Below are 26,962 nucleotides of genomic sequence, written 5' to 3' on the forward strand. Positions count from 1 at the left end.
ATCGACACCTCACGCAAAAGCGAAAAGTGTTACCTATGTGTCCGGTACGTTTTGTTACCTATCTCTCAGGCCGGGCACAAATGTAGAAAATGAAACCGGCGAGCGGACGGATTGGCTGACCATTGCCCACGCGGGCGCACACCGCCATGCCCGTCTCGTTACATTTTGCGACAAATTCCACTCCTGCCGGCACACTTCTGGTGCAACTTGCGCCTAATGTCGTGCGCATTGCATTGACGATGGGGCAACGATGCTTAAGCGGACTCTCAATTCTCGATACTTCTTCTGGGCGATCCTCACCCTGCCCGCCATTCCTATGGTGCTGGCGCTGGCGGGCGGCGAAGCTGCGCCGGACGGGCGGCCGGTGACGGAAGTGCTTTTGCATCCTACCGGAGAATTCGCCGCGCGCTTCATGATCATCGCAATGCTGGTGACACCGCTGCGCATGCTGTTCCCCAAGGCGGGGTTCCTCATCTGGCTGGCGCGGCGGCGGCGTTATCTTGGTGTCGCGGTCTTCGCCTACGCCCTGTTTCACACAATTCTCTATGTCGTCGACATGGGGTCGCTGCAACTGATCCTGGCTGAAATCACAGCACTCGGCATCTGGACCGGCTGGGCGGCATTCGCGCTGTTCATCGTGCTTGCCGCCACCAGCAATGACGCCTCGCAGCGTACTTTGTTGCTCTGGTGGAAACGCCTTCAGCGGCTCGTATATCCGGCAGCGGTCCTGACACTGCTGCACTGGATCTTCATTCACAACAATCTGGGCCCCGCCCTTGTGCATTTCGTTCCGCTGGCACTGCTTGAAATCTATCGCATCTGGAGAACGTACAACCCGCCGAGACCAGCCGCCCCTGCCGGCCCGGTGGAGATCAACTAGGAAGGGACCCCCCATGAAGAAATCAGCTTTCGCCGCACTCGCGGCACTTGTTACCCTGGCCGTTGAACCGTCATTCGCAACGGGACTCCACACCTGTGAATCCGGCGATCAGGCCGGCTGGAAGACGATGGGCGAGCTTGAGGAGAAGATGACCGCGGAAGGCTGGCAGGTCCGACGCATCAAGGAAGATGGCGGTTGCTATGAAGCCTATGGGACGAGCCCCGAAGGCGAGCGGGTGGAAGCCTATTTCGATCCGGTGACCCTCGAGATGCTGCTCGTCGCGCGACGCGGCGAAATCCTCTATCAGAAACAGGAGTAAAACCCGACCGGTTACAAACCATCAGCCATGCGCGGGACGCGCATGAGCTATTCGGAATTCGCGGTTTTATCCTGGGCCATGTTGACTAGATTCCATCCTGGATAAGGAGAATTGACATGGCCATACGCTCTTTCAGACCTGCCCGCGCCATATTCGATATTGTCGGCGACATCCGCTCGGCTTCGCGGATTGCGAACGCCATCGAGTCGGGCCGCTATCCGGACCGGCGGGACCTCGAAGATCTCGGTATTGAGGACATTTTCGCGCAGAAAGGCTGGGACGTTCAGAACCTGCGGTTCTGAATGCCGGGCCCGCGCGAAAGGAAAGTCGGGCCGCAGAGATATACTTTTGCCAGAGGCTGCCTGTGCAATCCGCACGGTACCGGTCGCCGCACCCTGTTCTTGCGCCGAAAAGTTGAGCAGCCCGATCAAAGCAATCGGTAGTTTGCAACGGCAGAAAAAACCAGGGCCGATCACTGATATTTTATGCAGCAAGGTGGATCTGCGGGTTACGGCTTGTACTTTGCTCGCTTGCTATTCCTCTGTAATTATTTGCTTAATTACCCTATCCACCCTCACGGCGGCCTCCACTGGCATCCACGCAGTACCAACTGAAAATTGCATCTTTGACTCTGTATTGCATACTATAAGTGCGAAAAATCCTGTCCAGGCGCACGCGATATATGGAATTTCCCAGTCTTTAACGAATTGGAAACCATGACGCGAGAAATATACATCACGGTTGCTTGGATTTACTGATCCAATCGCATGACGCTCGGCGGCCGGGTCGGTCTCAGCCCAACATGACTCATGAAAACACCTGAAGTCTTTCGCCGATGGCGAAGGCACACGGATGACCGGGCTGATCTTGCGCAGCCACCGGGCGATCAATCTCGCTCCGGGCGCGCTATTCGGCAAGCGGGCTGAATTGGAGCGGATGAATGGATATGGTTTCCGGCAACGATCGCAGGGGCGGCAAATCCCTCAGCGTCGGCACAAAGATTTACGCGATCGTCGGGCTCTGCCTTGTTCTCATGTTCGCGGTCGCCGGCACCAGTATCTGGCAGATGCGGTCGGTGGGCAAGGAAATTGAGGCGATTGCCGAACGCGACACCGCGATGATCGCCAGCCTTACGAAACTCACGGTTCACCAGCTTGAACAGGCGATCGATTTCGAGCGCGGCATGCGCCTTGCGGAGGAACTCGAGCGGCATCCGGAGATGCGCAGCGAGCTCGACAACACCATCGACCATTTCCGGAAATTCGCCACCCTTGTCGACACGGAATTCGTCGACACGATCGCGCTGGCCAAACATGCGGCCAAGGCGTCCAACACGCCCGCAGAGCGCGATATCTTCGAACATATCGACAGGGATCTTTCCGTACTGGCTGAACTGCACAAGGAGTTCGATACCAAAGCTCTCGAAACGCTTGAACTGGCCTCACGCGGCGCGTTGGAAGAGGCTTTTCCGAAAATTGAAGGCGTCGAGACGCTGCAAAACAAACTCGACCACGACCTTGAAGAACTGCTGTTCGAGATCGAGGAGTTCACTGTCGAGGCGGCACTGAAAGCCGAGGAGCACGAAATATTCGCGCAGCAACTGATGACCGGTATCACCATCGTCGCGATTGTCCTTTCCCTCTTTCTTTCAATCATGCTCGTGCGCAGGAACATCACCGGTCCGTTGCGCCAGATCGTCGGCGGTCTGGACGCGCTGAACAATGATGACCTTTCCGTGGATGTCCACGTCGCCAGCAATGACGAGATGGGCATGATCGCGGACTCCTACAGCGTCTTCAAAGACAATTTGATCCGGTCACGTGAACTGGAGGCGGAGCAGAAGGCGCAGGAACAGAGGCAGCGCGAAGAAGAGGAACGGGAGAAGCAGGAGACCGAAGCCCGGGCCCGTGAACAGGCAGCGGTCACCCAATCCTTCAGCTCGGCCATGTCCAGCCTGGCCGCCAACGACCTGAGCTTCCGCATCAGCGGCGATTTTCCGCCGGCCTTCCAGTCGCTCAAGGATGATTTCAACAATGCGATGGAGAAGCTCTCCAGCACGATGCAGGCGATCGGAACGGCATCGGAGCAAATGCTGTCCGGTTCGCGTGAGATCCATTCGGCGGTGGACAACCTTGCGCGCCGCAACGAACAGCAGGCCGCATCGGTCGAAGAGACGGCGGCCGCAGTCAGCGAAACGACAACGGCCATGAAATCCGCCAGCGAGAGGGCCGTGGAGGCAAGCAGCCTGGCGTCCGAAGCGCGGGACAATGCCGAACAATCCGGTATCGTTGTCAGGGATGCGATCGACGCGATGACGAAAATCGAGCAATCCGCCGAGGAAATCACGAATATTATCGCTGTCATCGATGAGATCTCGTTCCAGACGAACCTGCTGGCTCTCAATGCCGGAGTCGAGGCGGCGCGTGCGGGCGAAGCCGGCCAGGGCTTTGCGGTCGTCGCCCAGGAGGTTCGCGAACTGGCGCAGCGTTCGAGCGACGCCGCCAAGGAGATAAAGACGCTGATCGACTCGTCCAGCGAAGATGTGCGCGCCGGCGTCACGCTCGTCAACAAGACGGGCTCGGTGCTCGAAACAATCGTCGCGCAGGTCAAGGAAATCGATCTTCACGTTCAGTCGATCTCCGGTTCCGCAAAGGAACAGGCTGTCGGGCTCCAGGAAATCAACGGCGCGGTCAACAATATCGACGAGGGCACGCAACAAAATGCCGCCGTGTCGGAAGAAGCTTCCGCAGCCAGCCAGATGCTTGCCGAGGAGGTTGGCCGGGTAAACGTGATGCTGAGCGCCTTCGACACCGGCAATCTGGCGCGCGCTGCCAAACCGGAAGCTGAAAGCGCAAGCGTCTCCGGGAAGGAAGGGCATTCCGCGAACAAGCCGACGGTGCGCCTGAGCGGCGGATTTGAGGGAAATACAGCCCTTGCCGCAGACAATGAAAACTGGGACGAGTTCTGAGCGACACACACAGGCGTCATTGCTCAAAGCCGGCCCCCGGGCCGGCTTTTCCATTTTGTTTTCCAGCGCCTCAACATGACAATGTCGACATGGGGGAATAACCTGCTCTGCGAATGCAGCGGGAGTTTGGTATGAGCAAGGACCTGGTATTCTACACAAACCCGATGTCGCGCGGGCGCATTGCGCGATGGATGCTTGAAGAGACCGGCGCTCCCTACGAAACCCGGATCCTGGATTATGACGGCGACATGAAAGCGCCGGATTATCTCAAGCTCAATCCGATGGGAAAAGTGCCGACGGTGGTCCATGGTGACACGGTTGTGAGCGAATGCGCCGCGATCTGCGCCTATCTCGCAGACGCATTTCCCGACGCCGGCCTTGCCCCGCCGACCGACCGGCGTGGCGCCTATTATCGCTGGCTGTTTTTTGCGGCCGGCCCTCTCGAAGCGGCAACCGTCAACCGCGCGATGGGATTCGAAGTGCCGCGCGAGCGGGAACGCACAGTCGGCTACGGCAATTTTTCCCGCGTGATGGATGCGCTGGAAATGGCTGTATCGGGATCCGATTATATTGCCGGCGAAACGTTCTCGGCGGCGGATGTCTATGTCGGCTCGCATGTAAGCTGGGGCCTGCAATTCGAGACCATCGAAGACCGCGCCGCCTTTCGCGCTTATCGCGACCGGGTCACGGACAGGCCGGCATTTCGCCGCGCTGCGGAACGCGACGACGCGGCCATGCCGAATACGGAAGGCTAGGGAGAAACGGTGTTGACTGGATGCAGCACCATGCGGGGCCAGTCATGCGAACCACTGCCCGGCCGGTATGATCCACAGGTCGACCCTGGAATTTCGGCTCCGTGCCAAGCACAGAATAAAAAGCTGTCGTTTCGCTACCGAAATATAATACCCGTGTAATTATCCACAGGGCTGTCAGTTAGAAGAACAAATGGTGTTCAAAAATGCCATTGTCTGTTTTCCGGCCTCCTCCTGCGTTGCCAGAAACGCCTTCAGGAGCGACATATTAGCCGGCAAATCGACGGACCCGCGATCGCCGCAAGCATCGAATGAGCGGCATTCCTGCAGGGTGTTCTGCGCCAGGGCCGGCGCTTGCGAACCCGTCATCGCGCTCAGCAACAGGCGGTTCAGGCAACCGACCGTTTCCTGCACTGCGGTGGAATTCAGTCCCGGCGGGATTGCTTTGACATCTGCCGAAGTCCCGGTCTGCGTCGCCACTCCGCTGGCGGCGGCTGCCCTTTCAAAACTGGCGATAGCAAAAGAAACATTCGAGGCAGCCGTCAGTATCCGTTCTTCAAAAGCAGTCCGCTCATGCGGCTCCATGACCCTTGTACGGGTCAATGCGCGTGAGAGGTCGTTGTGGATGGCCCTTAGTTCCCCTGTCGCTGCTTCGAGTGCCTGTTCGACCTGTTCGGTATCACCCTCGATCAACGCAAAATCGACGAGCAGCGAAACCACGCCGAACAATCGATTGATTTCCGTTTCACTCGCCTGCCATCGGACGTCGGGCAGCGCGCTCGCATCGCCATTCTCCAGCGCCCGCTGCGCCTGTCGGAGAGTTTCCAGCGCCTCGTCGCCGAAAAGTTCGACATCCGCAAAAAGCACGCCGATCGGATGCTCGGCCAGCTTGCCCGCCTGCTCATAGATGTGAAGCAGTTCCGATAGTCTCAGGCCGATGGCGCCGAGCCGGTACCGGTCGGCGACCAGGCGGTCGCTATAGGCACAATATTGCGCCTCGTTCACAGTCGATGCGCATGTGCGCGGGCATTGCCCGACCTTTTGAGCGATGGCCTCCGCCCGCACAAGCTGTCGTTCGCTCGCCGCCTGGAGTTCCGCTGCCACGGTTGCCCCCGGCCCTTCATCGCAAAAAGGACCGGTCTTTACTGCAACAATCGCGACCGGCCGTTCCTCGAGCTCCTTCAGCATATCGTCGAAGAGCATCGATCCGCCGTCCGGCCTGAGCACCTCGAAACGCATGCAGGCTGCGCAATCGGCCGAGGCGTGCGGTGTCTGACAGACCATGGCGGCCAGCAACAGACCGATGCCGGCTGTTTTCATGCGCAAGGCGGCTCCCCCGGTGTTTGCCTTGCCATTAGGCCGCATTGCGGACGCTGAGTCGAACACTATTCCACCTGCAAAACGTGCATCCTCGCAGGACCGGAGCAAAGCCGTCTCATCGATCATTTGCCGATCTGGGCAATGAAGTCGACGAACAAAGCCCTGAGGGTATTGGTTCCCGGATTGTCCGGCCAAACGGCATAGATGCCGAAGCCGGGCACCGTCCAGCCGGGCAGGACCTCGACCAGCCGACCGGCCTCCAGCGGCGCGCGCGCCAGGAAATCGGGAAGCACGGTAGCGCCGCAGCCCTCCTCGGCAAGGCGCATAGCAGCAAAGCCCGAATCGACCACCAGGCGGCCGGGCATGCGCAAGCGGTGCTGTGCCTTGCCGCCCTTTCCGCCCTTGCCGGTCCGCCCGATCGTATAGGACCGTCCGGCAAAACCGATCATCTCCAGCTCATCCAGATCCGCGGGGGTCTTCGGCACGGGCCTGACCTTCAGATAGGACGGCGATGCGCAAAGGAATTGCCGCCCGTCGACCAGCTTGCGCGCCTTGAGCGACGAATCCCGCAGCGGCCCGATGCGAAAAGCCAGGTCGAGCCCCTCCTCCACCAGGTTGCGCCAGCGGTCGGAAAAATTCACGGAAATCTCGACCTTGGGATGCTGCTTCATGAATTCGGCAACGCGCTTGACGAACAAGGCGTATTGAAAAACGGCGGGCGCGGTCACCCGCAGCATGCCCGACGGGCTTTCCGCCTCGTGCCCGATTGCCTGGTAGCCTTCCTCGGCGGCGCGCACCATGGCCTGTGCCGACACGGCCAGCCGCCGGCCGGCATCGGTGAGGCTCAGCCTGCGGGTCGAACGATAGATCAGCGGTGTGTCGAGATGGCGCTCGAGCGCCGTGACGTGATGGCTGACGACCGATGGCGAGATGCCGAGCCTGCCGGCCGCGGCGCGGAACGAACCCGCTTCGGCGACGGCGGAAAAGACGGCCATGGCCCTGAGGTGATCAAGCATGCCAATTCCATCAAATTATCGAATAATGAAACTCAATAAAACCATCTTATGCGAATTTGATCAACGCATCATATTGCGGGTATCCGGCGCTGTGCCGGCCCACAAGGAAACAGACAGATGATTATTCGCACCTTTGCAGCATCCGCGCTGGCGTTCGTCATGACATCGACCGCGGCCCCGGCGGCGGACACGAGGGACATCGTCACCGGCGCCATGACCGAATTGATGATCAACAGGAATGTCGGCGCGATCGATACTTATTTTGCCGAACCCTATATCCAGCACAACCAGCAGGTTCCGACCGGGCTTGAGGCCCTCAAGGGACTGGCTGGTCAGGTCATCGCAGACAATCCGGATTTCGAGTATACGATGGTCCGCGCCTTCGCCGACGGCGATATCGGCTTCGTCCACGGCGTCTATAAGGGCTTCGGCCCCGTTCCGCTGGTCGCCTTTGACGTCTTTCGCGTCGAGAACGGCAAGATCGTCGAACACTGGGACAATCTGGAGCCGGTTGCAGCGCCGAACCCTTCAGGCCGCACGCAGACCGACGGGCCGACGGAAATCACGGATCGCGACAGGACCGAGACCAATCGGGCGCTGGTCAAGGAATTCATCGACACGGTGCTGATCGGCGGCGCCTACGACAAGATGCCGGCCTATTTCGACGGCGACAACTACATCCAGCACAACCCGAAAATCGGTGACGGGCTGAGCGGCCTGGGTTCGGCCCTTGAGAAAATGGCTGCGGCCGGCATGAGCATGCGCTTCACGAAAAACCACAAGGTGCTGGCGGACGGCAATTTCGTGCTGGCCATGTCCGAGGGTGTCATCGGCGACAAACCGATGGCCTTTTACGACCTTTTCCGCGTGGATGACGGCAAGATCGCCGAGCACTGGGACGTGATCGCGCCGATCCTGCCGGACTCGGAAGCGGCGAACCCGAACGGAAAGTTCTAGCAACAAACGAAACTGCGGCCGGCGGACAACAATCCGCCGGTTCAGAGTTTCAGGTGTGCAAGCTCGTCGAGCAGATCGAGAAGCCTGTTCATCTTCTTAGTTCCGAATGACTTCTCCAGCTCCGCGTAGATCCGGTTGCTGGCCGGGGCATTCCTGTCGATCAATCCCCTGCCCTTGTCGGTGATCTCCACGACGTGCCGGCGCCCGTCGGTCTCGTGGCGTTTGCGCGTCACCAGTGCGTTTTCCTCAAGAAACTTCAAAATCCTGGTCAGGCTGGGCAGGAGCAGGCAGGATTTTTCGGCAATGTCCGTCGGATCCATGCCGCCGTCTTCTGCCAGAACGCGCAGCACTCGCCATTGCTGCTCCGTAACGCCCGTGTCGGCAAGCATGGGCCGGATCTGCGCCATCACCGTTTCGCGGGCCCTCAACAGGGCGATGGGCAATGCCCTCGATGTGGCGCGCAGATCCTTGTCGCTCATTATCCTGCCCCGGTGCTCAATCTTGCTCCGCATAACCATCACCGATCATTCTGCACTTCGCAAGCCGGTCGAACATGCATATCCACTTGACATCATCCTGGCAATATGATTAACATGTTAAATATAAACGAGAGAGGAACAACCGCGATGCCGCACTTCTCGATCGAATATTCCGCCAATCTGGACGCGCATGTCGATATGGGCGCCTTTTGCGAGCATTTGCGGCTGGCCGGCATCGAGACGGGAATCTTTCCAATGGCAGGAATCCGCGTGCGCGCCATCCGCTGCGAGCATTATGCAATCGCGGACGGCAAGCCGGATCATGGCTTCATCGATATCTCGGTGCGGCTGCGCGGCGGCCGCCCGCTCGAAGCGCGCAAGGCGGCGACCGAGGCAATTTTTGCCGCGGCACGCGAATTCCTGGAAGAACTGATCAAAACGCGCCCGGTCGCTCTATCCCTGGAGATGCGCAATATCGACCCGGAACTGAGCCCGAAACTGAGTACGATCCGCGACCATATCGGCAGCGACAATTGAAGGAAAACGGCAATGAGCACCAACCTGGACGAAAACCTGACGAAGCTCGACGGTTATCTTGCCCGTTTCCGGCAGGACGGCATCCGCAACCATATCGACGGGCAAAGCGTTGCCGCATCTTCCGGCGAGAGCTTCGAGACGCGCTCGCCGGTCGATAACAGCCTGATCTGCGGCGTTGCGAAGGGCGGAGCGCAGGACATCGACGCGGCGGCAAAGGCCGCAAAGGCTGCCTTCCCCGCCTGGCGCGACATGAGGGCGAGCGAGCGCAAGGCAATCCTCAACCGCATCGCCGACGCCATCGTCGAGCGCGCGGAGGAAATCGCCCTTTGCGAGTGCTGGGATACGGGCCAGGCGCTGCGCTTCATGTCGAAAGCGGCGCTGCGCGGAGCCGAGAACTTCCGGTTCTTTGCAGAAAAAGCAACAGCCGCGCGCGATGGTCAGTCCCTGCCCTCGGCCACGCTCATGAACATCACCACGCGCGTTCCGATCGGCCCGGTCGGTGTGATCACGCCCTGGAACACACCCTTCATGCTGTCGACCTGGAAGATCGCGCCGGCGCTGGCCGCAGGGTGCACGGTCGTCCACAAACCCGCGGAATTCTCGCCCCTGACCGCACGCATCCTGATGGAGATCGCCGACGAAGCGGGCCTGCCGAAGGGCGTGTGGAACCTCGTCAACGGTTTCGGCGAGGATGCCGGAAAGGCGCTGACCGAACATCCCGACATCAAGGCCATTGCCTTCGTCGGCGAAAGCCGAACCGGCTCGATGATCATGAAACAGGGCGCGGACACGCTTAAACGCGTGCATTTCGAACTCGGCGGCAAGAACCCGGTCGTCGTCTTCGACGACGCCGATCTCGACCGGGCGCTGGATGCGGCGGTCTTCATGATCTATTCGCTGAATGGCGAGCGCTGCACCTCCTCCAGCCGGTTGCTCGTTCAAAGCAGCATTGCCGAGGAATTCCAGGCGAAGCTCGTGGAACGCGTCAACAGGATCCGCGTCGGCCATCCGCTCGATCCGGCCACCGAAATCGGGCCGCTGATCCACAAGGTGCACTACGACAAGGTCACATCCTATTTCGATGTCGCCCGACAGGACGGTGCGACGATTGCCGCCGGCGGCACAACGCCCGAAAGCAAAGGCTATTATGTCGCCCCCACCCTTTTCACCGATGCGCGGCCCGACATGCGCATTGCGCAGGAGGAGATTTTCGGCCCGGTGCTGACGGCCATTCCCTTCGAGACGGAAGAGGAAGCGCTGGAGATCGCCAATGGCGTCGCCTACGGCCTGACCGGCTATGTGTGGACCAATGACATTACCCGGGCGCTGCGCTTCACCGACAAGCTCGAGGCCGGGATGATCTGGGTGAACTCGGAGAATGTCCGCCACCTGCCGACGCCCTTCGGCGGCGTGAAGGCCAGCGGCATCGGCCGCGACGGCGGCGACTGGTCCTTCGAATTCTACATGGAGCAAAAGCACATCGGGCTTGCTCTGGGTCAACACGCCATACCGAAGCTCGGCGCAAACTGACCGCTTCAAGGAATCCAGGGAGGAACAAATGGGAGAGATCGTCCTTTCCGCCAAGATCACCCACGTGCCGACCATGATCATGTCGGAACAGCCGGGCCGCCTGCATGGCTGCCGCCAGCAGGCAATCGACGGCCACAAGGAAATCGCCCGTCGCGCCAAGGCGTGCGGCGCCGACACCATCGTCGTGCTGGACACGCACTGGTGCGTCAATGCCGGCTACCACATCAACGCCAACCACAAATTCGAGGGCGTTTTCACCAGCCATGAATTCCCGCAATTCATCCAGGGTCTGGAATATGCCTATGAGGGCAATGCGGCGCTGGGCGACCTGATCGCCGAAAAGGCCACGGCCAGGGGCGCATTCACCCTGTCGCACCAGATCGACAGCCTTGATCTCGAATACGGAACGCTCGTGCCGATGCGCTACATGGCGAGCGAGGGCGATTTCAAGGTGGTTTCGGTCGCAGCCTGGTGCACGGTGCATTCATACGAATCCTCGCGCAAGCTCGGCGAAGCGATCCGCGAGGCCATCGAGGAAAGCGATTCGAAAGTGCTGCTCTTGGCCTCGGGCTCGCTCAGCCACAAGATATGGGGCAATGACGAATATGAGGCCAACAACGGCACCTTCACCATCTCGTCCGAGTTCAACCGCCAGGTCGATCTGCACGTGCTGAACCTTTGGCAGAAGGGTGAAATCGCGACCTTTCTGAAGATGCTGCCCGAATATGCCGATTATTGCTGCGGCGAAGGCAGCATGCACGATACGGTCATGCTGTTCGCGGCGCTCGGCTGGGACGGATACACCGGCAAGGGCGAGCTGATCGGCGAATATTTCCCGAGTTCCGGCACCGGCCAGGCCAATGTCGTATTCCCGGTGCAGTAAAACACCGCCGCATTTCAGGAGAACCTTCCATGCCCGTCCCCTCGCCCGTCCTTTATCCGCCTTTCAACATCGTGCGGCTGAGCCATGTCGAATATGCGGTTGCCGATCTTGATGCGTCCAAGGCCTTTTATGCGGATCTGCTCGGCCTGCAGGTCACCCATGAGGGCAATGACCGGATCTATCTGCGCGCGCTCGAAGAGCGCGGCCATCACTGCATTGCGCTGGTGAAATCGCAGACGCCGGGCGTCTATGTGCTCGGCTTCAAACTCTTCGACGAGCCGGACCTCGACAAGGCGGCTGCGTTCTTCGAAGCCAAGGGATTGCCTGTGGACTGGGTGGAGCGGCCTTTCATGGGCCGGACGCTGCGCACCCGTGACCCATGGGGCATTCCGCTGGAATTCTACGTGAAAATGGACAGGCTGGAGCCGATCCACCAGCACTACAAGCTCTATCACGGCGTGCGCCCGCTGCGCATCGACCATTTCAACATGTTCTCATCGAATGTCGACGAGGCGGTCAATTTCTACAATGAGATGGGCTTCCGCACGACGGAATATACGGACGATCAGAAAACCGGCCGCATCTGGGCCGCATGGATGCACCGCAAGGGCGGCGTTCATGACGTCGCCTTCACCAACGGGCTCGGCCCGCGCCTGCACCATACCGCTTTCTGGGTGCCCAACCCGCTGTGCATCATCGACCTGCTCGATATCATGTCGACGACCGGCTATCTCGACAATATCGAGCGCGGCCCCGGCCGTCACGGCATATCAAACGCCTTCTTTCTTTATGTGCTGGACCCGGATGGCAACCGGATCGAGATCTACAATTCGGACTATCAGACGGTTGATCCGGATCTGGAGCCGATCCGCTGGGATCTGAAGGACCCGCAGCGCCAGACCCTATGGGGCGCGCCGGCGCCGCGTTCCTGGTTCGAGCATGGCAGCCTGTTCGAAGGGGCGACCACGGCCGAAAGCGACCTGAAATCCCAGCCGATCATTGCGCCCTGAGCGCCGAGCAAACGAAGGAACGAGTTTGAAATGAACGGCAAACTGGCCAGCTATTCGGTTGACGGCACGCATTATTACGGCGCGGTCCGGGACGACGGGATGATCGCTCTTTCCCCTGATTTTCCGCAATGGCCCGACCTGCGGGCCGTTATCGAGGCGGGCGGGCTGGACCGGCTCCTTGAAGCAGCCGAGGGCCGGCCGATCACGCACGAAGCCGGTACGTTCGACTACGAGATCCCGCTGGCGAACCCGGAAAAGATCATCTGCGTGGGCGTCAACTTCCCGGACCGCAACGCGGAATACAAGGACGGCAAGGATCTGCCGCAGAACATGTCGCTGTTCATCCGCTTCCCGCGCTCCTTCACCGGCCATGACCGGCCGCTGATCCGGCCGAAGGCTTCCGACAAGCTCGACTATGAGGGCGAGATCGCCATTGTCATCGGCAAGGGCGGCCGGCATATCCCGCAAGAGCAGGCTTATGACCATATCGCCGCCATCAGCCTTTGCAACGAGGGGACGCTGCGCGACTGGGTTCGCCACGCGAAGTTCAATGTCACGCAGGGCAAGAATTTCGACCGTTCGGGCGCGCTCGGCCCCTGGCTCGTGCCCTTCCGCGATCATGCGCAGCTTGAAGATGTGCGCATAACCACGCGTGTGAACGGCGAAACCCGCCAGGATGACCGCACAAGCCGGATGATCTTTCCGATCCCGCGCCAGATCGCCTATATCTCGGCATTCACGACGCTTGTGCCGGGCGATATCATCGTCACCGGAACGCCGACCGGCGCCGGTGCGCGTTTCGATCCGCCGCGCTACCTCAAGCCGGGCGATGTCATCGAGATCGAAGGCGAAGGAATCGGACTGCTCCGCAACACGGTCGAGGACGAGACATGAGCCTTTCGCAGGACGAGATCGCCGCCGCCGCCACGGACCTTTTCGAGGCCGAGCGGGCGGGCGCGCAGATCGGGCTTTTGTCGCTTCGCCATCCCGAGATGACCATGGACGATGCCTATGCGGTCCAGGCGGCGCTGGTTGAACGCAAACGCGAGGCCGGCCGGCGGATCATCGGCTGGAAGATCGGCCTTACCTCCAAGGCCATGCAGGACGCGCTCAAGATCGATATTCCCGACAGCGGCATCCTGTTCGATGACATGTTGTTCGAGGATGGCGGCACGGTGCTCGCCGGCCGCTTCATCCAGCCGCGCATCGAGGCGGAGATCGCATTCATTATGAAGGGGCCTCTTTCCGGCGCCTCAATCACCCGTGACGATGTCCTTGCCGCGACCGACTATGTGGCCCCTTCCCTGGAAATTCTCGATACGCGCATCCTGCGCGCCGACCCCGCCACCGGCCAGACCCGATCGATCGTCGACACCATTGCCGACAATGCAGCCAATGCAGGCCTGGTGCTTGGAACACAGCGGCACGATCCGGCGGCAGTGGACCTGCGCTGGGCGGGCACCATCCTGTCGCGCAATGACGAAGTCGAGGAAACCGGCCTTGGCGCCGGTGTGCTGAACGATCCGGTCGCGGGCATCATCTGGCTCGTCGAGCGGCTTGCCGCCTACAACCAGTCTATCCGTGCCGGCGATGTGGTGCTATCTGGATCGTTCATCCGCCCGGTCGAGGCGCGGCCGGGAGACAGGTTCCACGCCGATTTCGGCCCGTTCGGAACCGTAACGCAGTCATTTGCTTGAAACGACAGGACCATTCCATGCCCGCACCCATCAATCCGTTCAAGGCCGCACTGAAGAATGGCGAGTTGCAGATCGGCTGCTGGCTGTCGATGGCCAATGGCTATGCGGCGGAGATTTCGGCGACGGCCGGCTTCGACTGGCTTTTGATCGACAATGAACATGCGACGAACGATCTGCGCTCGACCCGCGATCAGCTGACGATGATCGATGCGTCGGATTCGCATCCCGCCGTGCGCGTGCCTGTCGGCGAGGCCTGGATCATCAAGCAGATGCTGGACGCCGGCGCGCAGACCATACTGGTGCCGATGGTAGAATCGGGCGCGCAGGCCGAACAGCTCGTGCGGGCCGTGCGCTACCCGCCGGCGGGCATGCGCGGCGTCGGGCCGACGACGGCGCGGGCTTCGAGGTTCGGCCAGATCAAGGATTACATCCCGACCGCAGACGAACAGATCTGCCTGCTTGTGCAGGTGGAAAACCGCGCCGGCCTTGCCGCGCTCGACGATATCCTGGCCGTAGACGGTGTTGACGGCGTTTTCATCGGTCCGGCCGATCTCGCGGCTGATCTCGGCCATCTCGGCAATCCAGGCGCGCCGGAGGTTCAGGCGGCCATCAAGGAGACGTTCGAGCGTATCGCACGCAGCGACAAGGCGTCCGGAACGCTGGCGACGGACCCGGCTTTTGCAAAACACTGCATTGATCTCGGCGCCACCTTCGTGGCAACGGCCATGGATGTCACGCTTTTCGCGAACGCGGTTCGGGGCGCCGCGGCGGACGCGCAGAAGCTGCGCGGCTGAACACCCGGATCCTAAAGAAGGCGCTGATGCCAGCGCCCGTCTTCGGGCGTGACGTGGATGGGAACGGCGTTGGGCAGCGGAATGAGGTTCGGCTCCATGTCGACATATTCGCTGGCCGCCTTCCACAATCCGCCATGGGCCACGATCAGCGTGTTGGGGCCGAGCGCGACGGTCCGTCGCAGGGCACTCCAGACACGTTCGCAGAATTCGCGATAGGTCTCGCCGTTTGGCGGGTCGTATCGGCCTTCCCAATATTGCGCCAGCCACGGCCCGTGCGGTTCGCCCTGATGATCGCCGAGATGGCACTCCATCAGACGGTCGTCAAACGACAAGGCGACATCGTGATGTTCCGCCACCGCTTCGGCCGTATGGCGCGCGCGCGACAGCGGACTTGCAACGATGCGCTCGATCGGCTCGCCCTTGAGCATTTCAGCCGCGCGCAAGGCTTGTGCGTGGCCCGTTTCGTTCAATTGTGAGTCATATTGGCCCTGCGTCCTATGCGTGCGGTTCCATTCCGTTTCACCGTGACGTAGAAAGTAGAACGGATATTCAAAGGCCATATGGCACTCCTTCAAGATCGCAAGGCGGGACCGGCGCGGCCCCGCCCATATTCAAACCGTATCGGAGAGGACAGCCTCCGCATGCCGACAAACAAATCGATATCGCGCGACCGCGCGGCCTACACGTGCTGGACGCCCGTCTCCATTCGCTTCTCAGATCAGGACCCGATGGAGCATGTCAACAATGTCGCCATCACTGCGTTCCTGGAATCCGGGCGCGTGGGACTTTTCGGACACATGTTTTCCGAAAGCCAGCTCCCCGCCAGAGGGCTGGTGCTCGCACGTCTGACCATCGACTACCTGCACGAAATCACCTTTCCGGGCACGGTCGAGGTCGGCGGCATGCTGGTTGCGGCCGGCGACCGGTCGATCACCACACACTATGCCATTTTTCAGGAAGACAAATGCTGCGTGGTGTCGGAATCGGTCAATGTGTTCTTCGATCCGAAGACCCGGCGGTCGACGGCGCCGTCGGATGATGCGCGCGCCGTGCTGGAGCGGGCGCTCTCAGTCGCTTCCCGGTAACGTCTGGCCAGCCCGGCATGCGCTGACGGGGCGCTCACCGGGAGAATGCCGCCAACCACTTGCGCAGCCGGTCTCTCTCAGCGCGCAGTTCCCGGATCTTCTCCAGGTTCCGCGCGCGACCCACATCCGCATCGATGCGGCTGTGGCGGCGATCGATCTCGTCCTGGATCATCTGAAGCCTGGCCTCGTGGCCAGTGATTTCCTGTTGGGTTGCCATGGTCTTGTCCTTTCTCAAACACAGTTGGAACAACCAACGCGTTGAAAAGCTTTCAGCTTTTGACAACGATGGGGTATGACCGGGACGTAGTGACCAATTGTGTCGGCATCAGATGCCCGCAATCACATTTGCGGTACCACGTGTGAGTGGAGGTGCGGCTGGAAGCACCCGTGTCTGAACGGTTCAAGCAGCGGTGCTTCTGTACATAACTGTACAATACTTTGTGTCACATCTCTGCACCGCACGATGCCGGGCGTCTATGTTTTTTTACCGTTCGCCGAAGCCGCGAGCTTTTTCGCAAGGTTGCGGAAACGGTTCATTTCCGTCGTGGTGGGATCCTTGCCGGTGAAGCTGCGGACATAGGCCTCGGAATAGGAAAGGCGCACGTCCAGAGGCTCGCGCACGCCAAGCGCATAGTAACCGATCTGCATGAAATAGATGACGCGGGCGCGCACAAAGGCTTCCGGCTCCTCATAACCGTGATTGGCAAACATGCCGGTGATCGCCGCGACCCGTTCATTGTCCGCCCTGTCGACCAGCTCCCGGACTGTCGGAGACCGCCTCGCCCATTCCCGCACGGCGAAATCAAGGCCCGGATCGAAAAGCGCCTCGTCGACCCAGCACTCGAAGAGATTGAAGACGGCCTCGACGATCGAATGGGACGGTCGCTTCGCACGTTCGACGATGCTGGCCGTGTTCTTGTGCTCCCAGTAGTGCAAGAGCTGGTCGAGCAGGTCGCGCCGGCTCTTGAAAAACCAGTAGAAACTGGAGCGTGAGACACCCAGCCTTTGCGCCAATGCGAGTACCTTGATGCTTCCGACACCTTCGCTGACGAGGATGTCCTTGGCGAGATCCAGCCAGTCTTCGCGTGTTGTGCGCCTGCCGGCTTCGGCGTCCGCTTCGGCCGTTTCAGCCACATTGCTGGTTGTCATGCTTTTCGATTCCGTTTCTGTACATATATGTCTAGAACATTTTTCCGAATTACGCTACTGTCCGGTTTCTGACGGGTCCATCGGGAGGCAAATATGGATCATTATCGTGTCGTCGTGATCGGTGGCGGTGTCGTCGGCGCATCGGTCCTCTACCACCTGGCAAAGTTCGGCTGGAGCGATGTCTGCCTGATCGAGCGCTCGGTTCTGACGGCAGGCTCGTCCTGGCATGCCGCAGGCGGCATCCATGCGCTCAACGCCGATCCCAACATGGCGGCCCTGCAGGCCTACACGATCGACCTGCTCGCCAAGATCGAGGAGGAATCCGGCCAGGATATCGGCCTGCACATGACCGGCGGCATCACCGTCGCCTCGGCGCCGGAACGCTGGGAGTGGCTGCAATCGGCCTACCGGATCTTCCAGACCATCGGCATCGAGGATTGCTGGCTAATGACGCCGGAGGAAATCAAGGAACGCTGCCCGATCATGGACACGACCGGCGTGATCGGCGGGCTGTGGGCCGACCGGGAAGGCTATATCGACACCACCGGAACCGTGCAGGCCTATGCGGGCGCGGCCAAGAAGAACGGCGCGACCGTCATCGAGCACAACCGGGTGCTGGAGCTTCGTCAGCGGCCCGATCACAGTTGGGACGTGATCACCGAAAAGGGCACGATCCATGCGGAGCACGTGGTCAATGCGGGCGGCCTTTGGGCCAAGCAGGTCGGGCGCATGGTGGGGCTCGAACTGCCGGTCACGCCGCTTGAGCACCATTACCTTCTGACCGAGACGATCCCTGAAGTCGCGGCGCTCGATTTCGAGCTGCCGATGACGGTGGATCTCGAGGGCTTCACCTATATGCGCCAGGACCAGAAAGGCATTCTGGTCGGCATTTACGAGACCAACTATGCCCATTGGAGCGTCGACGGCGCGCCCTGGAAATACGGCATCGAGCTGCTGCAGGAAAACACCGACCGGATTTCCGATGAACTCGTCATGGCCTTCCAGCGCTACCCCTGCCTGGAAACGACAGGGGTGAAAAACTGGGTCAACGGCGCCTTCACCTTCTCGCCCGACGGCAACCCGCTGGTCGGACCGGTGCGCAGCGTCAAGAATTACTGGCTGGCCTGCGGCGTGATGGCCGGTTTCCTGCAGGGCGGCGGCGTCGGCAAGACGCTGGCCGAATGGATGATCCATGGCGAGCCGGAGGCCGATGCCTGGCCGATGGATATCGCCCGCTATGGCGACTTCGCTTCCAACCGCGAATACATCAAGCAGACGACCGGGCAATTTTATTCCCGCCGCTTCGTCATGACCTATCCGAATGAACAGTTGCCGGCCGGCAGGCCGCTGAAAAAGGCGCCCGCCCATGACGGCATGGATGCCGCCGGGGCCGTCTGGGGCTGCAGTTGGGGGCTGGAGGTGCCGCTGATGTTCGCGCCCGAGGGTTTTGAGGAAAACCCGACATTGCGGCGCTCCAACGCATTCGACATCGTCGGCGAGGAATGCCGCGCGGTGCGCGACGGTGTCGGCCTCATCGATATTACCGGTTTTTCCCGCTACGAAGTGCGTGGCGACGGCGCAGAGGCCTGGCTCGACCGCGTGATGGCTGGCCGCCTACCGAAACCCGGCCGCGCGCGGCTTGCACCGATGCTGGGCCAGGACGGCCGTCTGAAGGGCGATCTCACCATCTTCAACTGGGGCGACGGCATCTGGTGGATCATGGGATCCTATTACCTGCGCGAATGGCACATGCGCTGGTTCCACCAGCACCTGGGCGCTGAGGACAGCGATGTCAGCGTGCGCGACATTTCTGACGACGTGGCCGGCTTTGCACTCGCCGGGCCAAAGTCCCGCGATGTGCTCTCCGCCCTCACCCATGAGGATATCTCTCACAAAGCCCTGCCCTTCATGGGCTGCAAGACGATGGATGTGGGGCTGATCCGGGCCAAGGTCGGGCGGCTGTCGGTGACAGGGGAATTCGGCTTCGAGATCAATTGCGGGGCCGCCGAACACATCACGCTGCGCCGGATACTGCTCGAAGCGGGCAAGGCGCACGGCCTGTGCGAATTCGGCTATTACGCGCTCAACTCCCTGCGGCTGGAGAAGAGCTTCGGCATCTGGTCGGCTGAATTCACGCAAGGATACACACCCGGCATGACGGGCATGGATCGCTGGATCGATTTTCAGAAGGACGGCTTTATCGGCAAGGAAGCGGCACTGAAGGAAAAGCAGCAGAACACCGCGCCGCAGAAACTGGTGACGCTCGACATCGATGCCGATGACGCCGATGCATCCGGTTACGAACCGGTGTGGAAGGACGGCACGCGGGTCGGCTTCATCACGTCCGGCGGCTATGGCCACTATATCGGCAAGAGCCTTGCCATGGCGCTGGTAAACCCGGAATTCTGCGAACCCGGAACCGAACTCACTGCCCATATTGTCGGGCGCGAACGTGCGGCCCGTGTGATCTCTTCAAGCCCGTTCGATCCGAACGGGGAAAAGATGCGCCTATGACAGCCGAAACCGCAACATCGGGCCGCCGCCGGGGCCGCCGAAGGCTGGCGCAGGAAACAGACAAGTCCGGGGCCGATGCGGCCTTCTACCACGCAGTGCGCAACACCTTGCCGAGGGCGGAGGTGTTGTCGGCAGATGAGCTGGAAAGCCTGCACCGGACGTCGCTGCGCGTCCTGGAAGAGCTGGGCATACGTGTGCTCAACGACGAGGCGCGCGAATTGCTGGCAAAGGCCGGCTGTGAGCTCCGTGACGACATGATGGTGCATTTTCCATCGGATCTCGTTACCGAGCTGGTGGCCAAGGCGCCGCGGTCGATGGTCTGGCATGGCGGCGAAGGCCTGGCCATCGAGATCGGTCCCGACACGCTGCACTTCGGGCCGGGCGCCGGCTGTCCGAACGTTACCGATGTGGAGCGCGGCCGTCGCGCGGGGTCCTTGAAGGAATATGTCGATTTCACGCAACTGCAGCAGCATTTCGACATCATCCCGTTTCTCGGACCGTCGATCGAACCGCAGGACATTCCCGTCCATGAGCGCCATCTGATTACCGCAAAGGTGCAGGTGGAGAATTCCGTCAAGGTGCCCTGGGTCTTTGCGCGCGGCACTGGCCAAGTACTGGATTCCTTTGAAATCATCCGCATTGCCCGCGGCTTGAGCGAAGACGAATTCAAGCAGAAAATCTGGTGCTACACCGTCATCAACACGAACTCACCGCGCCAGATCGACATTCCGATGGCGCAGGGCATTATCGATTTCGCCCGCTGGGGTCAGCCGACGGTGATCACGCCCTTCTGCCTGTCGGGCGCCATGGCACCGATCACCGAGGCCGGTTCTCTGACACTGAGCCATGCCGAGGCCATGGCCGGCATTGCCCTCGCCCAGGCGACCAATCCGGGCGCGCCGGTGCTCTATGGGGCATTTTCGTCGAACGTGAACATGAAATCCGGCGCTCCGGTCTTCGGCACGCCCGAACACATACGAACCAATCTGGGCGCCGGCCAGCTGGCAAGACATATCGGCATCCCCTGGCGCTCGGCTACGGGCACCGCCGGCAACGCGCCGGATGTGCAGAGCGCCGCCGAAACCCAGCTCGGTTTGTGGGGCGCGGTGCTCGCCGGGGCCAATGTGATCTTCCATTCGGCCGGATGGCTGGAGGGCGGGCTGACCATTTCCTACGAAAAATTCATCATGGACCTTGAGGTCTGCCAGACCATCGCCCAGGTGATGAAACCGGTCGAGGCGACACCGGAAGCGCTCGGCTTCGACGCCATCGCCGAAGTGCAGCCCGGCGGTCATTTTTTCGACGCCCGGCAGACCATGGCGCGGTATTCCAACCAGTTTTACGAGCCACTGATCCGCGACTGGTCGAATTTCGGCCAGTGGGAGGAAGCCGGCGGCGTTCAGACGGTGGAACAGGCGCAGGCCATGTGGAAAAAGACGCTCGCCGAGTTCACACCGCCGCAACTGCCACCGGACCGCAGCGAGGCGCTCGCCGCATTCGTGGAAAGGCGCATCCGCGAAGGCGGCGCGCCGCCGATCGACTAATCTGGAGGAAATCCTCATGTCGCAGACCACCGACGCCATCATCATCGGCGCAGGCATTATCGGCGCGGCGACCGCGCTGGAACTCAACCGCAAAGGCATCAGGACGATCTCGGTCGATAAGAACCCGGCCGCCGGATACGGCTCGACCAGCGGTTCCTGCGCCATCATCCGCGTTCACTATTCGACGCTGGAGGGCACGGCCTTTGCCTATGAGGGCTATCACTACTGGCGCGACTGGGCCGACTATCTGGCGGCCGACGACGAGCGCGGCCTTGCCGAATTCCGCGAGACCGGCTGCCTGGTCATGTGCACCGAGCAGAACGGCCACATGCAAAAGCACACGGAACTGTGCGCGCAGCTCGACATTCCCTTCGAGCGCTGGAACGCACAGAAGATCCTGGAGCGGCTGCCGATCTACGACCTGAAGAGCTATTTCCCGGCAAAGCGCATGGATGATCCGGATTTCGGCAAGCCGGGCGCCGGCAATGTCGAGGAGGCCGTGCACTTTCCAACCGCCGGCTACATCACCGATCCGCAACTGGCGACGCACAATCTGCAGCGCGCCACGGAAGCGGCCGGCGGTACGTTCCTGTTCAACCGGGCGGTCACGGAAATCCTGCAAGCGGACGGCCGTGTCGCCGGCGTCAAGCTCGACGACGGTACGGAAATCCATGCCCCGGTCGTCATCAATGTCGCCGGGCCGCACTCGGCCAGGTGAATGCCATGGCCGGCGCCTTGGACGACATGACGATCAGCACCAATGCGCTGCGGCAGGAGGTCGTCCACGTGCCGGCGCCGGAAGGCTTCGATTTCTTCGGCAACGCGTTCGTGACCTCCGACAGCGACATCGCCTGCTATTGCCGGCCGGAAAAGGGCAATTTCATCCTTGTCGGCAGCGAGGACCCGGAGTGCGATCCGCGCGAATGGGTCGATCCGGACGATTACGACACCAACTTCACCGACCAGTGGACGCATCAGGCGCAGCGTTATGCGCAGCGTGTGCCGAGCCTCGGCATTCCGAACCGGACAAAGGGCGTCGTCGATCTCTATGACGTGTCCGATGACTGGATCCCGATCTACGACAAGTCGCAGGTCCCCGGCTACTACATGGCCATCGGCTCCAGCGGCAACCAGTTCAAGAATGCACCCATCGCCGGCAAGATGATGGCGGCCCTCGTTGAATATTGCGAGGCCGGAAACGACCACGACGCCAGCCCGCTGCAATTCGACCTGCCCTATATCGGCCGGACCATCGATGTCGGCTTCTATTCGCGCAAACGCGAGATCAACAGGGAAAGCAGCTTCTCGGTGCTGGGGTAGCTGGCCAAAGCGACTGCCTTGATCTCTACGAGTCAGTCAAAATCTCTGCTACAGGAGAGAATTTGTTTAAGCGTTAGAGCGGGGGCTGCACAAGTTCGATGGGCCTGCCGCAGTAGTCACACGCGCTGATTTGTGGAAATTGTCAAATACCCATGGTTGTGGGTATGGTTTGCTGCATCGAATCTATACAGCCGTGGATCCGGCCGACTGGACAATGGAATGACGATTTGAACGATACAATTGAAGCTGCTTGGAATGAAGCCTCGGATGCCGAACTGACCGTCCGGGCGGAACGTGTTTTTTGGGAGTTTCTGTCCCTCAAGATGGGAATATTGCACGGAGAAGGGAACTTCGAGTCTCAGTCCCTTTATCAGCGTACAATCATGCAAAATCATATAGAATTCATCAAATCGATGGCTAATTGGTTGAGTACTAATGCTGTACCACTGGATCAAGAAATCCGCGACACGCTGCGCAATCTTGTCGACGCCAACCAACTGCCCAATTTGCTGCAACAACCAAAGGTATACAGAGATGGTACTTTGCTGGAGCTTGACGCTTCTTTTATAACCGAAGACGTCCGAACCGCTTTTTTTGTGTCGCTTGACAATGTATTTGCAAATGACGGCGGCAAGCGGCAAGCAATACAGACCGTCGCTATCAGCTTTATCGCTGCGTACCGGCACTACAATCCGAATTTGACAAACCAGATCGTCACTCCAAGCGGCTCGCCACTTGAAACAGGCATCCGATTTACAAATTCTCGGTTGGCTGCGTTTGAAGTGGCCAAGATTGTTGCACAGGATCCAATCCTGCCATCGGAACTCTCGGACAATCGCATGGAAAGTTTGAAAACGGACGTTGCTGAGTGCATTGGAATCGTAGCCGAGCTTCAAAAGCAAATCGGCGGTCTGCAGACCACCAAGAAGGTTGCTGAAGACAGTTTGAAAAGCATTGAAACGAAGTCGTCGGAAATTCACACAAAGATCGACAAACTCGACGGGCCCGTTAATGCAGCCCTTGAAAAAGTAAATCTGAACGAAGCCCGAAACCTTTGGCACAAGCGGGAAGGACAATACAAATCTGCACTCCGTCTTTCGATTATCCTGCTCGCGCTTTCCTTCATTACATTTGTTGTTTTCATTGCGTTCTTCTACCAGCAGATTTGGGGTATTTTGCTGCGGATAGAAACTGAAGCAATCACGGCTGCCGGAGATGGCTCGGGGCAAATAGCCGCAACAATCAGCGCAATCGGTCGCATCGCGATCATCGGAGCACCATTTGGACTTTACATTTGGATGGTTCGCCTTCTTGTAAGGTTTTACACTCGCTCCCTGGTTCTTTTGGATGACGCACGTCAACGCTTGACAACGATGGACACCTACTTGCACCTGATTGCGGAGAATGCCGCAGAACATCAAGATCGCGCTATTCTTCTTGAAGCATTGTTCAGGCGGGCGCCGGGACAGGGGCCAGACACCACCGAACCCGCAAGTATGGTCGACATGATGAATCTGACGCTTGGCAAGTCCGACAAGACGTAAAGTGATCACCATATTGCGCCTACCCTCTCCCGGCCCCGAAAAACGGTGAATGGTCCGGCTGACTTTCGCCTCTTCCGGCGACAGCAGTTCGGTGATGTCCATCGTGTCGAGCATGCCGGCGCACCAAAGCGCATTGACTGCGAATGAGCGCTTGATCAGCGTCTCCGATGAGGTGTGCCGCGTCGCGACATCAGGCATGGCGCGCTTACCACCCACAGCCACAGGCTGTTATATTAACTCGGCACCTGTTAAAGTTACAGTCGAGGAGGGATAAAAATGGCGCGTTTTTTGGAGATTTCCGCCACGGTTATCCTCGTTGCCGCGACTGCAATAGCAATCGCCTTCGGCACAGCGGCATATTTCGACATTCCTGCAGGTGTTGGGCTTTGTGAATTTACTAATGAATCGCATGTCGTATGCGCGCGCAATTGGATATCCGCGGCCGCCATATTTGGCGGGTTTTTGACGATATTTTTGTTTCGGTGCAGGTTCGAACTGCTCAACGCCAACATCGCGAGCAAATGGACCTGCAGACACTTGATCTGCGTCGTTATTTCTACCGTGAGGTAGGAGAGCTTGATCAGAAAATAATTGAGCACACAGTTACCATCAATCAGTCATCCAGAAACCTCGCAGAAGGACAGCCGGTCAGACAAATCGTCGATATCAGGCAGCGGATGTCCGGATTTGATCCAGCGTATTGGCATGAGGAGGTAGAATACGAACCGCTGTTCAAATACGACTTTGGTCAGATGACCAGGACATTCGAAAGTTTTCAGGAGTTAAGCCAATTGTGCGAAACCGCGCTGGCACACGAGATCGACGAGATCATAGCAAGGAGTGCTGTTGAGATATCCGACAACAACCGTGCGCGGCAAATAGACAGGACTCCATTGGATAGTTTCGGCATCGAGACGGTGTCCAAAATCGTGGATATCTACGTTGAAGGCTTGACGCGAATTTCTGTAAATCTGCGGATATACCGAAACATTGTTATCGCCGGCAACCTGAAACGTCTGGAAACATTCGAAACGAAGTCACTTGTGGATCTTATACTCGACGCAAGCGGATTTGTCGGCACTTCTCAGCCTGTAAACGATCGCTAGGCCATTTGACCGTTCGTTCATCCATTCCCCCCGACAGATTGCCCCATACGGTCCAGCCGGCGACCGGCCCTCAGGCCAATGGTTCGAGCTTGGGAACATCTGGGTAGAGCCGCTCGATCATGGTGCGCACGCATTTGGGGTTCACCGAGTGAGCGTCCTTCGGTTCGGAAAAACAGGGGTCGTTCCGATTGCCTGGCATCGGCACCGGGATCTTGCCGCACGTTTTGATTGAGCAGCAGTGCCGACTAACGCGGCTGCGGCAAAACCCCCTTGCCCATCGCTCCACCCCGCGCTACCGCTTGCCGGTCAACACGTAGTCACGGAACGCAAACCGAATGGATCATGTCGACTGTATCGTCGCCGGCGCCGGGGTGCTTGGCCTTGCCATTGCCCGCTCGCTGGCGCTGCGGGGGCGCGATGTGGTTGTCGTCGAAGCCGAGAATATGATCGGCACGCAGACGAGTTCACGCAATTCGGAAGTGATCCATGCTGGCATCTACTATGCGGAAGGTTCCCTGAAGGCGCGGTTCTGCGTTGCGGGCAAAAAGGCGCTCTATGCCTATTGCGCAGAGCGCGGCATCCCGCATGAACGCACCGGCAAGCTGATCGTCGCGACGGATGACGGGCAGCGCGCAACGCTGAACTCGATCCATGAACACGCCATTGCCAACGGGGTGGACGATATTCGCGCGATTTCACCCGAGGAAGCGATCGATTGCGAGCCGGAGCTCTTCTGCGTCAGCGCGCTGCATTCACCCTCCACCGGCATTGTCGACAGCCACGCGCTGATGCTGTCGCTGCAGGGCGAGGCCGAGGATGCCGGAACGATGATTGCCTTCAACAGCCGGATCGTCGCGGTGCATCCGCAAGCGGACGGTTTCGTGGTCGATGTCGCGGGCGACGGGGCCTACACACTCTCCTGCAACACGTTCATCAACGCCGGCGGCCACGGGGCCTGGGCCATCGCCCGGACGATCAACGGCCTCGCACAAGAGCGCATCCCGCCGCATTATCTTTCCAAGGGCAATTATTACGCACTCAGCGGGCACAAAAGCCCGTTCAGCCAGCTTATCTACCCGGTGCCGGGCGACGGATCGCTCGGCATCCATTTCACCCGCGATCTGGCCGGCCAGGCGCGTTTCGGTCCGGATGTGCACTGGATGGCAGGCGAAATACTCGACTATACGGTCGTGACCGGCCAGGAGCAGGCCTTTGCCGAGGCGATCCGGACCTACTGGCCGGGACTGCCGGACAATGCGCTGATGCCGTCCTATTGCGGGATCCGGCCGAAAATGGTGCCCACCGGCCACGCGCCCGCCGATTTTCTCGTGCAATCGCCGCGCGAAAACGGCATAGCGGGCCTTGTACAGCTTTTCGGCATGGAATCGCCCGCCCTCACCTCCTGTCTCGTCATCGGCGAGCATGTCGCAGACCTTGCCGGCGAGGAACTTTGACGGCGCACGACGTAATGCACATGCCATTTTCTCCAATTGCTTGAACTGGCGCGATTTATGGAATACGGCACTGTCGTGGACCCGTCGCCGCTTCCGGGAGGCAG

At 59.9% G+C, this 26,962-nt stretch carries 27 protein-coding genes; 21 read left to right on the top strand and 6 right to left on the bottom strand.

Annotation, left to right across the window (positions count from 1 at the left end):
- The first annotated feature begins 250 nt into the window (after positions 1 to 250).
- The 5 genes from OOZ53_RS05300 to OOZ53_RS05320 all read left to right on the top strand — a co-directional run bounded on the left by OOZ53_RS05300 (position 251) and on the right by OOZ53_RS05320 (position 4,922).
- Positions 251 to 880, top strand: coding sequence for a protein-methionine-sulfoxide reductase heme-binding subunit MsrQ (locus OOZ53_RS05300; RefSeq protein ID WP_271088294.1), 630 nt, complete (start codon positions 251 to 253; stop codon positions 878 to 880).
- 13 nt (positions 881 to 893) lie between these two features.
- Positions 894 to 1,199, top strand: a complete 306-nt coding sequence (locus OOZ53_RS05305) for a PepSY domain-containing protein (protein ID WP_271088295.1) — start codon at positions 894 to 896, stop codon at positions 1,197 to 1,199.
- 116 nt (positions 1,200 to 1,315) lie between these two features.
- A complete protein-coding gene (locus OOZ53_RS05310; protein WP_271088296.1) occupies positions 1,316 to 1,501 on the top strand; it encodes a hypothetical protein in 186 nt (61 codons plus the stop codon).
- A 638-nt stretch (positions 1,502 to 2,139) separates the two neighbouring features.
- A complete protein-coding gene (locus tag OOZ53_RS05315) occupies positions 2,140 to 4,167 on the top strand; it encodes a methyl-accepting chemotaxis protein (RefSeq protein ID WP_271088297.1) in 2,028 nt (675 codons plus the stop codon).
- Positions 4,168 to 4,298: 131 nt separating this feature from the next.
- Complete coding sequence (locus OOZ53_RS05320; RefSeq protein WP_271088298.1) at positions 4,299 to 4,922, top strand: glutathione S-transferase family protein; 624 nt, start codon at positions 4,299 to 4,301, stop codon at positions 4,920 to 4,922.
- 174 nt (positions 4,923 to 5,096) lie between these two features.
- Here OOZ53_RS05320 and OOZ53_RS05325 read toward each other — a convergent pair whose 3' ends face one another.
- The gene (locus OOZ53_RS05325; protein WP_271088299.1) at positions 5,097 to 6,239 is read right to left on the bottom strand and encodes a hypothetical protein; all 1,143 of its coding nucleotides are present in this window, start codon (positions 6,237 to 6,239) and stop codon (positions 5,097 to 5,099) included.
- A gap of 122 nt (positions 6,240 to 6,361) precedes the next feature.
- Positions 6,362 to 7,255, bottom strand: coding sequence for a LysR family transcriptional regulator (locus tag OOZ53_RS05330; RefSeq protein WP_271088300.1), 894 nt, complete (start codon positions 7,253 to 7,255; stop codon positions 6,362 to 6,364).
- A gap of 117 nt (positions 7,256 to 7,372) precedes the next feature.
- Here OOZ53_RS05330 and OOZ53_RS05335 point away from each other — a divergent pair, with 117 nt between their 5' ends.
- Complete coding sequence (locus OOZ53_RS05335; protein ID WP_271088301.1) at positions 7,373 to 8,212, top strand: nuclear transport factor 2 family protein; 840 nt, start codon at positions 7,373 to 7,375, stop codon at positions 8,210 to 8,212.
- Between the two features lie 41 nt (positions 8,213 to 8,253).
- On the opposite strand, the gene hpaR is transcribed toward OOZ53_RS05335, so the two are convergent.
- The gene (hpaR, locus tag OOZ53_RS05340) at positions 8,254 to 8,691 is read right to left on the bottom strand and encodes a homoprotocatechuate degradation operon regulator HpaR (RefSeq protein WP_271088302.1); all 438 of its coding nucleotides are present in this window, start codon (positions 8,689 to 8,691) and stop codon (positions 8,254 to 8,256) included.
- Between the two features lie 147 nt (positions 8,692 to 8,838).
- Between hpaR and OOZ53_RS05345 the strand changes: the two genes are divergently transcribed.
- The 7 genes from OOZ53_RS05345 to OOZ53_RS05375 are packed head-to-tail and all read left to right on the top strand — an operon-like array spanning position 8,839 to position 15,142.
- Positions 8,839 to 9,228, top strand: coding sequence for a 5-carboxymethyl-2-hydroxymuconate isomerase (locus tag OOZ53_RS05345; protein WP_271088303.1), 390 nt, complete (start codon positions 8,839 to 8,841; stop codon positions 9,226 to 9,228).
- A 12-nt stretch (positions 9,229 to 9,240) separates the two neighbouring features.
- Entirely contained in the window at positions 9,241 to 10,758 is a 1,518-nt protein-coding gene (gene hpaE / locus OOZ53_RS05350) for a 5-carboxymethyl-2-hydroxymuconate semialdehyde dehydrogenase (protein ID WP_271088304.1), read from the top strand.
- A gap of 28 nt (positions 10,759 to 10,786) precedes the next feature.
- Positions 10,787 to 11,641 (top strand): 3,4-dihydroxyphenylacetate 2,3-dioxygenase, encoded by an 855-nt coding sequence (gene hpaD, locus OOZ53_RS05355; protein WP_271088305.1) that lies wholly within the window; start codon positions 10,787 to 10,789, stop codon positions 11,639 to 11,641.
- 29 nt (positions 11,642 to 11,670) lie between these two features.
- Positions 11,671 to 12,651, top strand: coding sequence for a 3,4-dihydroxyphenylacetate 2,3-dioxygenase (hpaD, locus tag OOZ53_RS05360; RefSeq protein ID WP_271088306.1), 981 nt, complete (start codon positions 11,671 to 11,673; stop codon positions 12,649 to 12,651).
- A 30-nt stretch (positions 12,652 to 12,681) separates the two neighbouring features.
- Complete coding sequence (locus OOZ53_RS05365; protein ID WP_271088307.1) at positions 12,682 to 13,545, top strand: fumarylacetoacetate hydrolase family protein; 864 nt, start codon at positions 12,682 to 12,684, stop codon at positions 13,543 to 13,545.
- Positions 13,542 to 14,348 carry a 2-oxo-hept-4-ene-1,7-dioate hydratase gene (hpaH, locus tag OOZ53_RS05370; protein WP_271088308.1) on the top strand — a complete coding sequence of 269 codons (807 nt, stop codon included), beginning with the start codon at positions 13,542 to 13,544 and terminating at the stop codon, positions 14,346 to 14,348. The genes OOZ53_RS05365 and hpaH overlap by 4 nt, the downstream gene beginning before the upstream one ends.
- A gap of 17 nt (positions 14,349 to 14,365) precedes the next feature.
- Positions 14,366 to 15,142 (top strand): HpcH/HpaI aldolase/citrate lyase family protein, encoded by a 777-nt coding sequence (locus OOZ53_RS05375; RefSeq protein ID WP_333780587.1) that lies wholly within the window; start codon positions 14,366 to 14,368, stop codon positions 15,140 to 15,142.
- An 11-nt stretch (positions 15,143 to 15,153) separates the two neighbouring features.
- Here OOZ53_RS05375 and OOZ53_RS05380 read toward each other — a convergent pair whose 3' ends face one another.
- The gene (locus OOZ53_RS05380; RefSeq protein ID WP_271088309.1) at positions 15,154 to 15,702 is read right to left on the bottom strand and encodes a histidine phosphatase family protein; all 549 of its coding nucleotides are present in this window, start codon (positions 15,700 to 15,702) and stop codon (positions 15,154 to 15,156) included.
- 81 nt (positions 15,703 to 15,783) lie between these two features.
- Here OOZ53_RS05380 and OOZ53_RS05385 point away from each other — a divergent pair, with 81 nt between their 5' ends.
- Positions 15,784 to 16,227, top strand: a complete 444-nt coding sequence (locus OOZ53_RS05385) for an acyl-CoA thioesterase (RefSeq protein WP_271088310.1) — start codon at positions 15,784 to 15,786, stop codon at positions 16,225 to 16,227.
- Between the two features lie 34 nt (positions 16,228 to 16,261).
- On the opposite strand, the gene OOZ53_RS05390 is transcribed toward OOZ53_RS05385, so the two are convergent.
- Positions 16,262 to 16,444 (bottom strand): hypothetical protein, encoded by a 183-nt coding sequence (locus tag OOZ53_RS05390; protein ID WP_271088311.1) that lies wholly within the window; start codon positions 16,442 to 16,444, stop codon positions 16,262 to 16,264.
- A gap of 257 nt (positions 16,445 to 16,701) precedes the next feature.
- Positions 16,702 to 17,376 carry a TetR/AcrR family transcriptional regulator gene (locus tag OOZ53_RS05395; protein WP_271088312.1) on the bottom strand — a complete coding sequence of 225 codons (675 nt, stop codon included), beginning with the start codon at positions 17,374 to 17,376 and terminating at the stop codon, positions 16,702 to 16,704.
- A 93-nt stretch (positions 17,377 to 17,469) separates the two neighbouring features.
- On the opposite strand from OOZ53_RS05395, the gene OOZ53_RS05400 reads away from it, so the two are divergent.
- From OOZ53_RS05400 to OOZ53_RS05430, 7 genes are all read left to right on the top strand, one after another.
- A complete protein-coding gene (locus OOZ53_RS05400) occupies positions 17,470 to 19,890 on the top strand; it encodes a GcvT family protein (protein WP_271088313.1) in 2,421 nt (806 codons plus the stop codon).
- On the top strand, positions 19,887 to 21,434 hold the full coding sequence (locus OOZ53_RS05405; protein WP_271088314.1) for a trimethylamine methyltransferase family protein: 1,548 nt from the start codon (positions 19,887 to 19,889) through the stop codon (positions 21,432 to 21,434). Before OOZ53_RS05400 ends, OOZ53_RS05405 begins: the two co-directional genes overlap by 4 nt.
- 16 nt (positions 21,435 to 21,450) lie before the next feature.
- The gene (locus OOZ53_RS05410; protein WP_271088315.1) at positions 21,451 to 22,152 is read left to right on the top strand and encodes an NAD(P)/FAD-dependent oxidoreductase; all 702 of its coding nucleotides are present in this window, start codon (positions 21,451 to 21,453) and stop codon (positions 22,150 to 22,152) included.
- 5 nt (positions 22,153 to 22,157) lie between these two features.
- Positions 22,158 to 22,754, top strand: coding sequence for an FAD-dependent oxidoreductase (locus OOZ53_RS05415; RefSeq protein ID WP_271088316.1), 597 nt, complete (start codon positions 22,158 to 22,160; stop codon positions 22,752 to 22,754).
- A gap of 227 nt (positions 22,755 to 22,981) precedes the next feature.
- Positions 22,982 to 24,298: a DUF6161 domain-containing protein gene (locus OOZ53_RS05420; RefSeq protein ID WP_271088317.1), complete on the top strand. Its 1,317-nt coding sequence runs from the start codon at positions 22,982 to 22,984 to the stop codon at positions 24,296 to 24,298.
- A gap of 416 nt (positions 24,299 to 24,714) precedes the next feature.
- The gene (locus OOZ53_RS05425; RefSeq protein ID WP_271088318.1) at positions 24,715 to 25,404 is read left to right on the top strand and encodes a hypothetical protein; all 690 of its coding nucleotides are present in this window, start codon (positions 24,715 to 24,717) and stop codon (positions 25,402 to 25,404) included.
- A gap of 335 nt (positions 25,405 to 25,739) precedes the next feature.
- The gene (locus OOZ53_RS05430) at positions 25,740 to 26,858 is read left to right on the top strand and encodes an NAD(P)/FAD-dependent oxidoreductase (RefSeq protein WP_271088319.1); all 1,119 of its coding nucleotides are present in this window, start codon (positions 25,740 to 25,742) and stop codon (positions 26,856 to 26,858) included.
- Positions 26,859 to 26,962: the final 104 nt, after the last annotated feature.

Source organism: Allohoeflea poritis (assembly GCF_027889715.1).
Taxonomy (GTDB): Bacteria; Pseudomonadota; Alphaproteobacteria; order Rhizobiales; family Rhizobiaceae; genus Hoeflea_A; species Hoeflea_A poritis.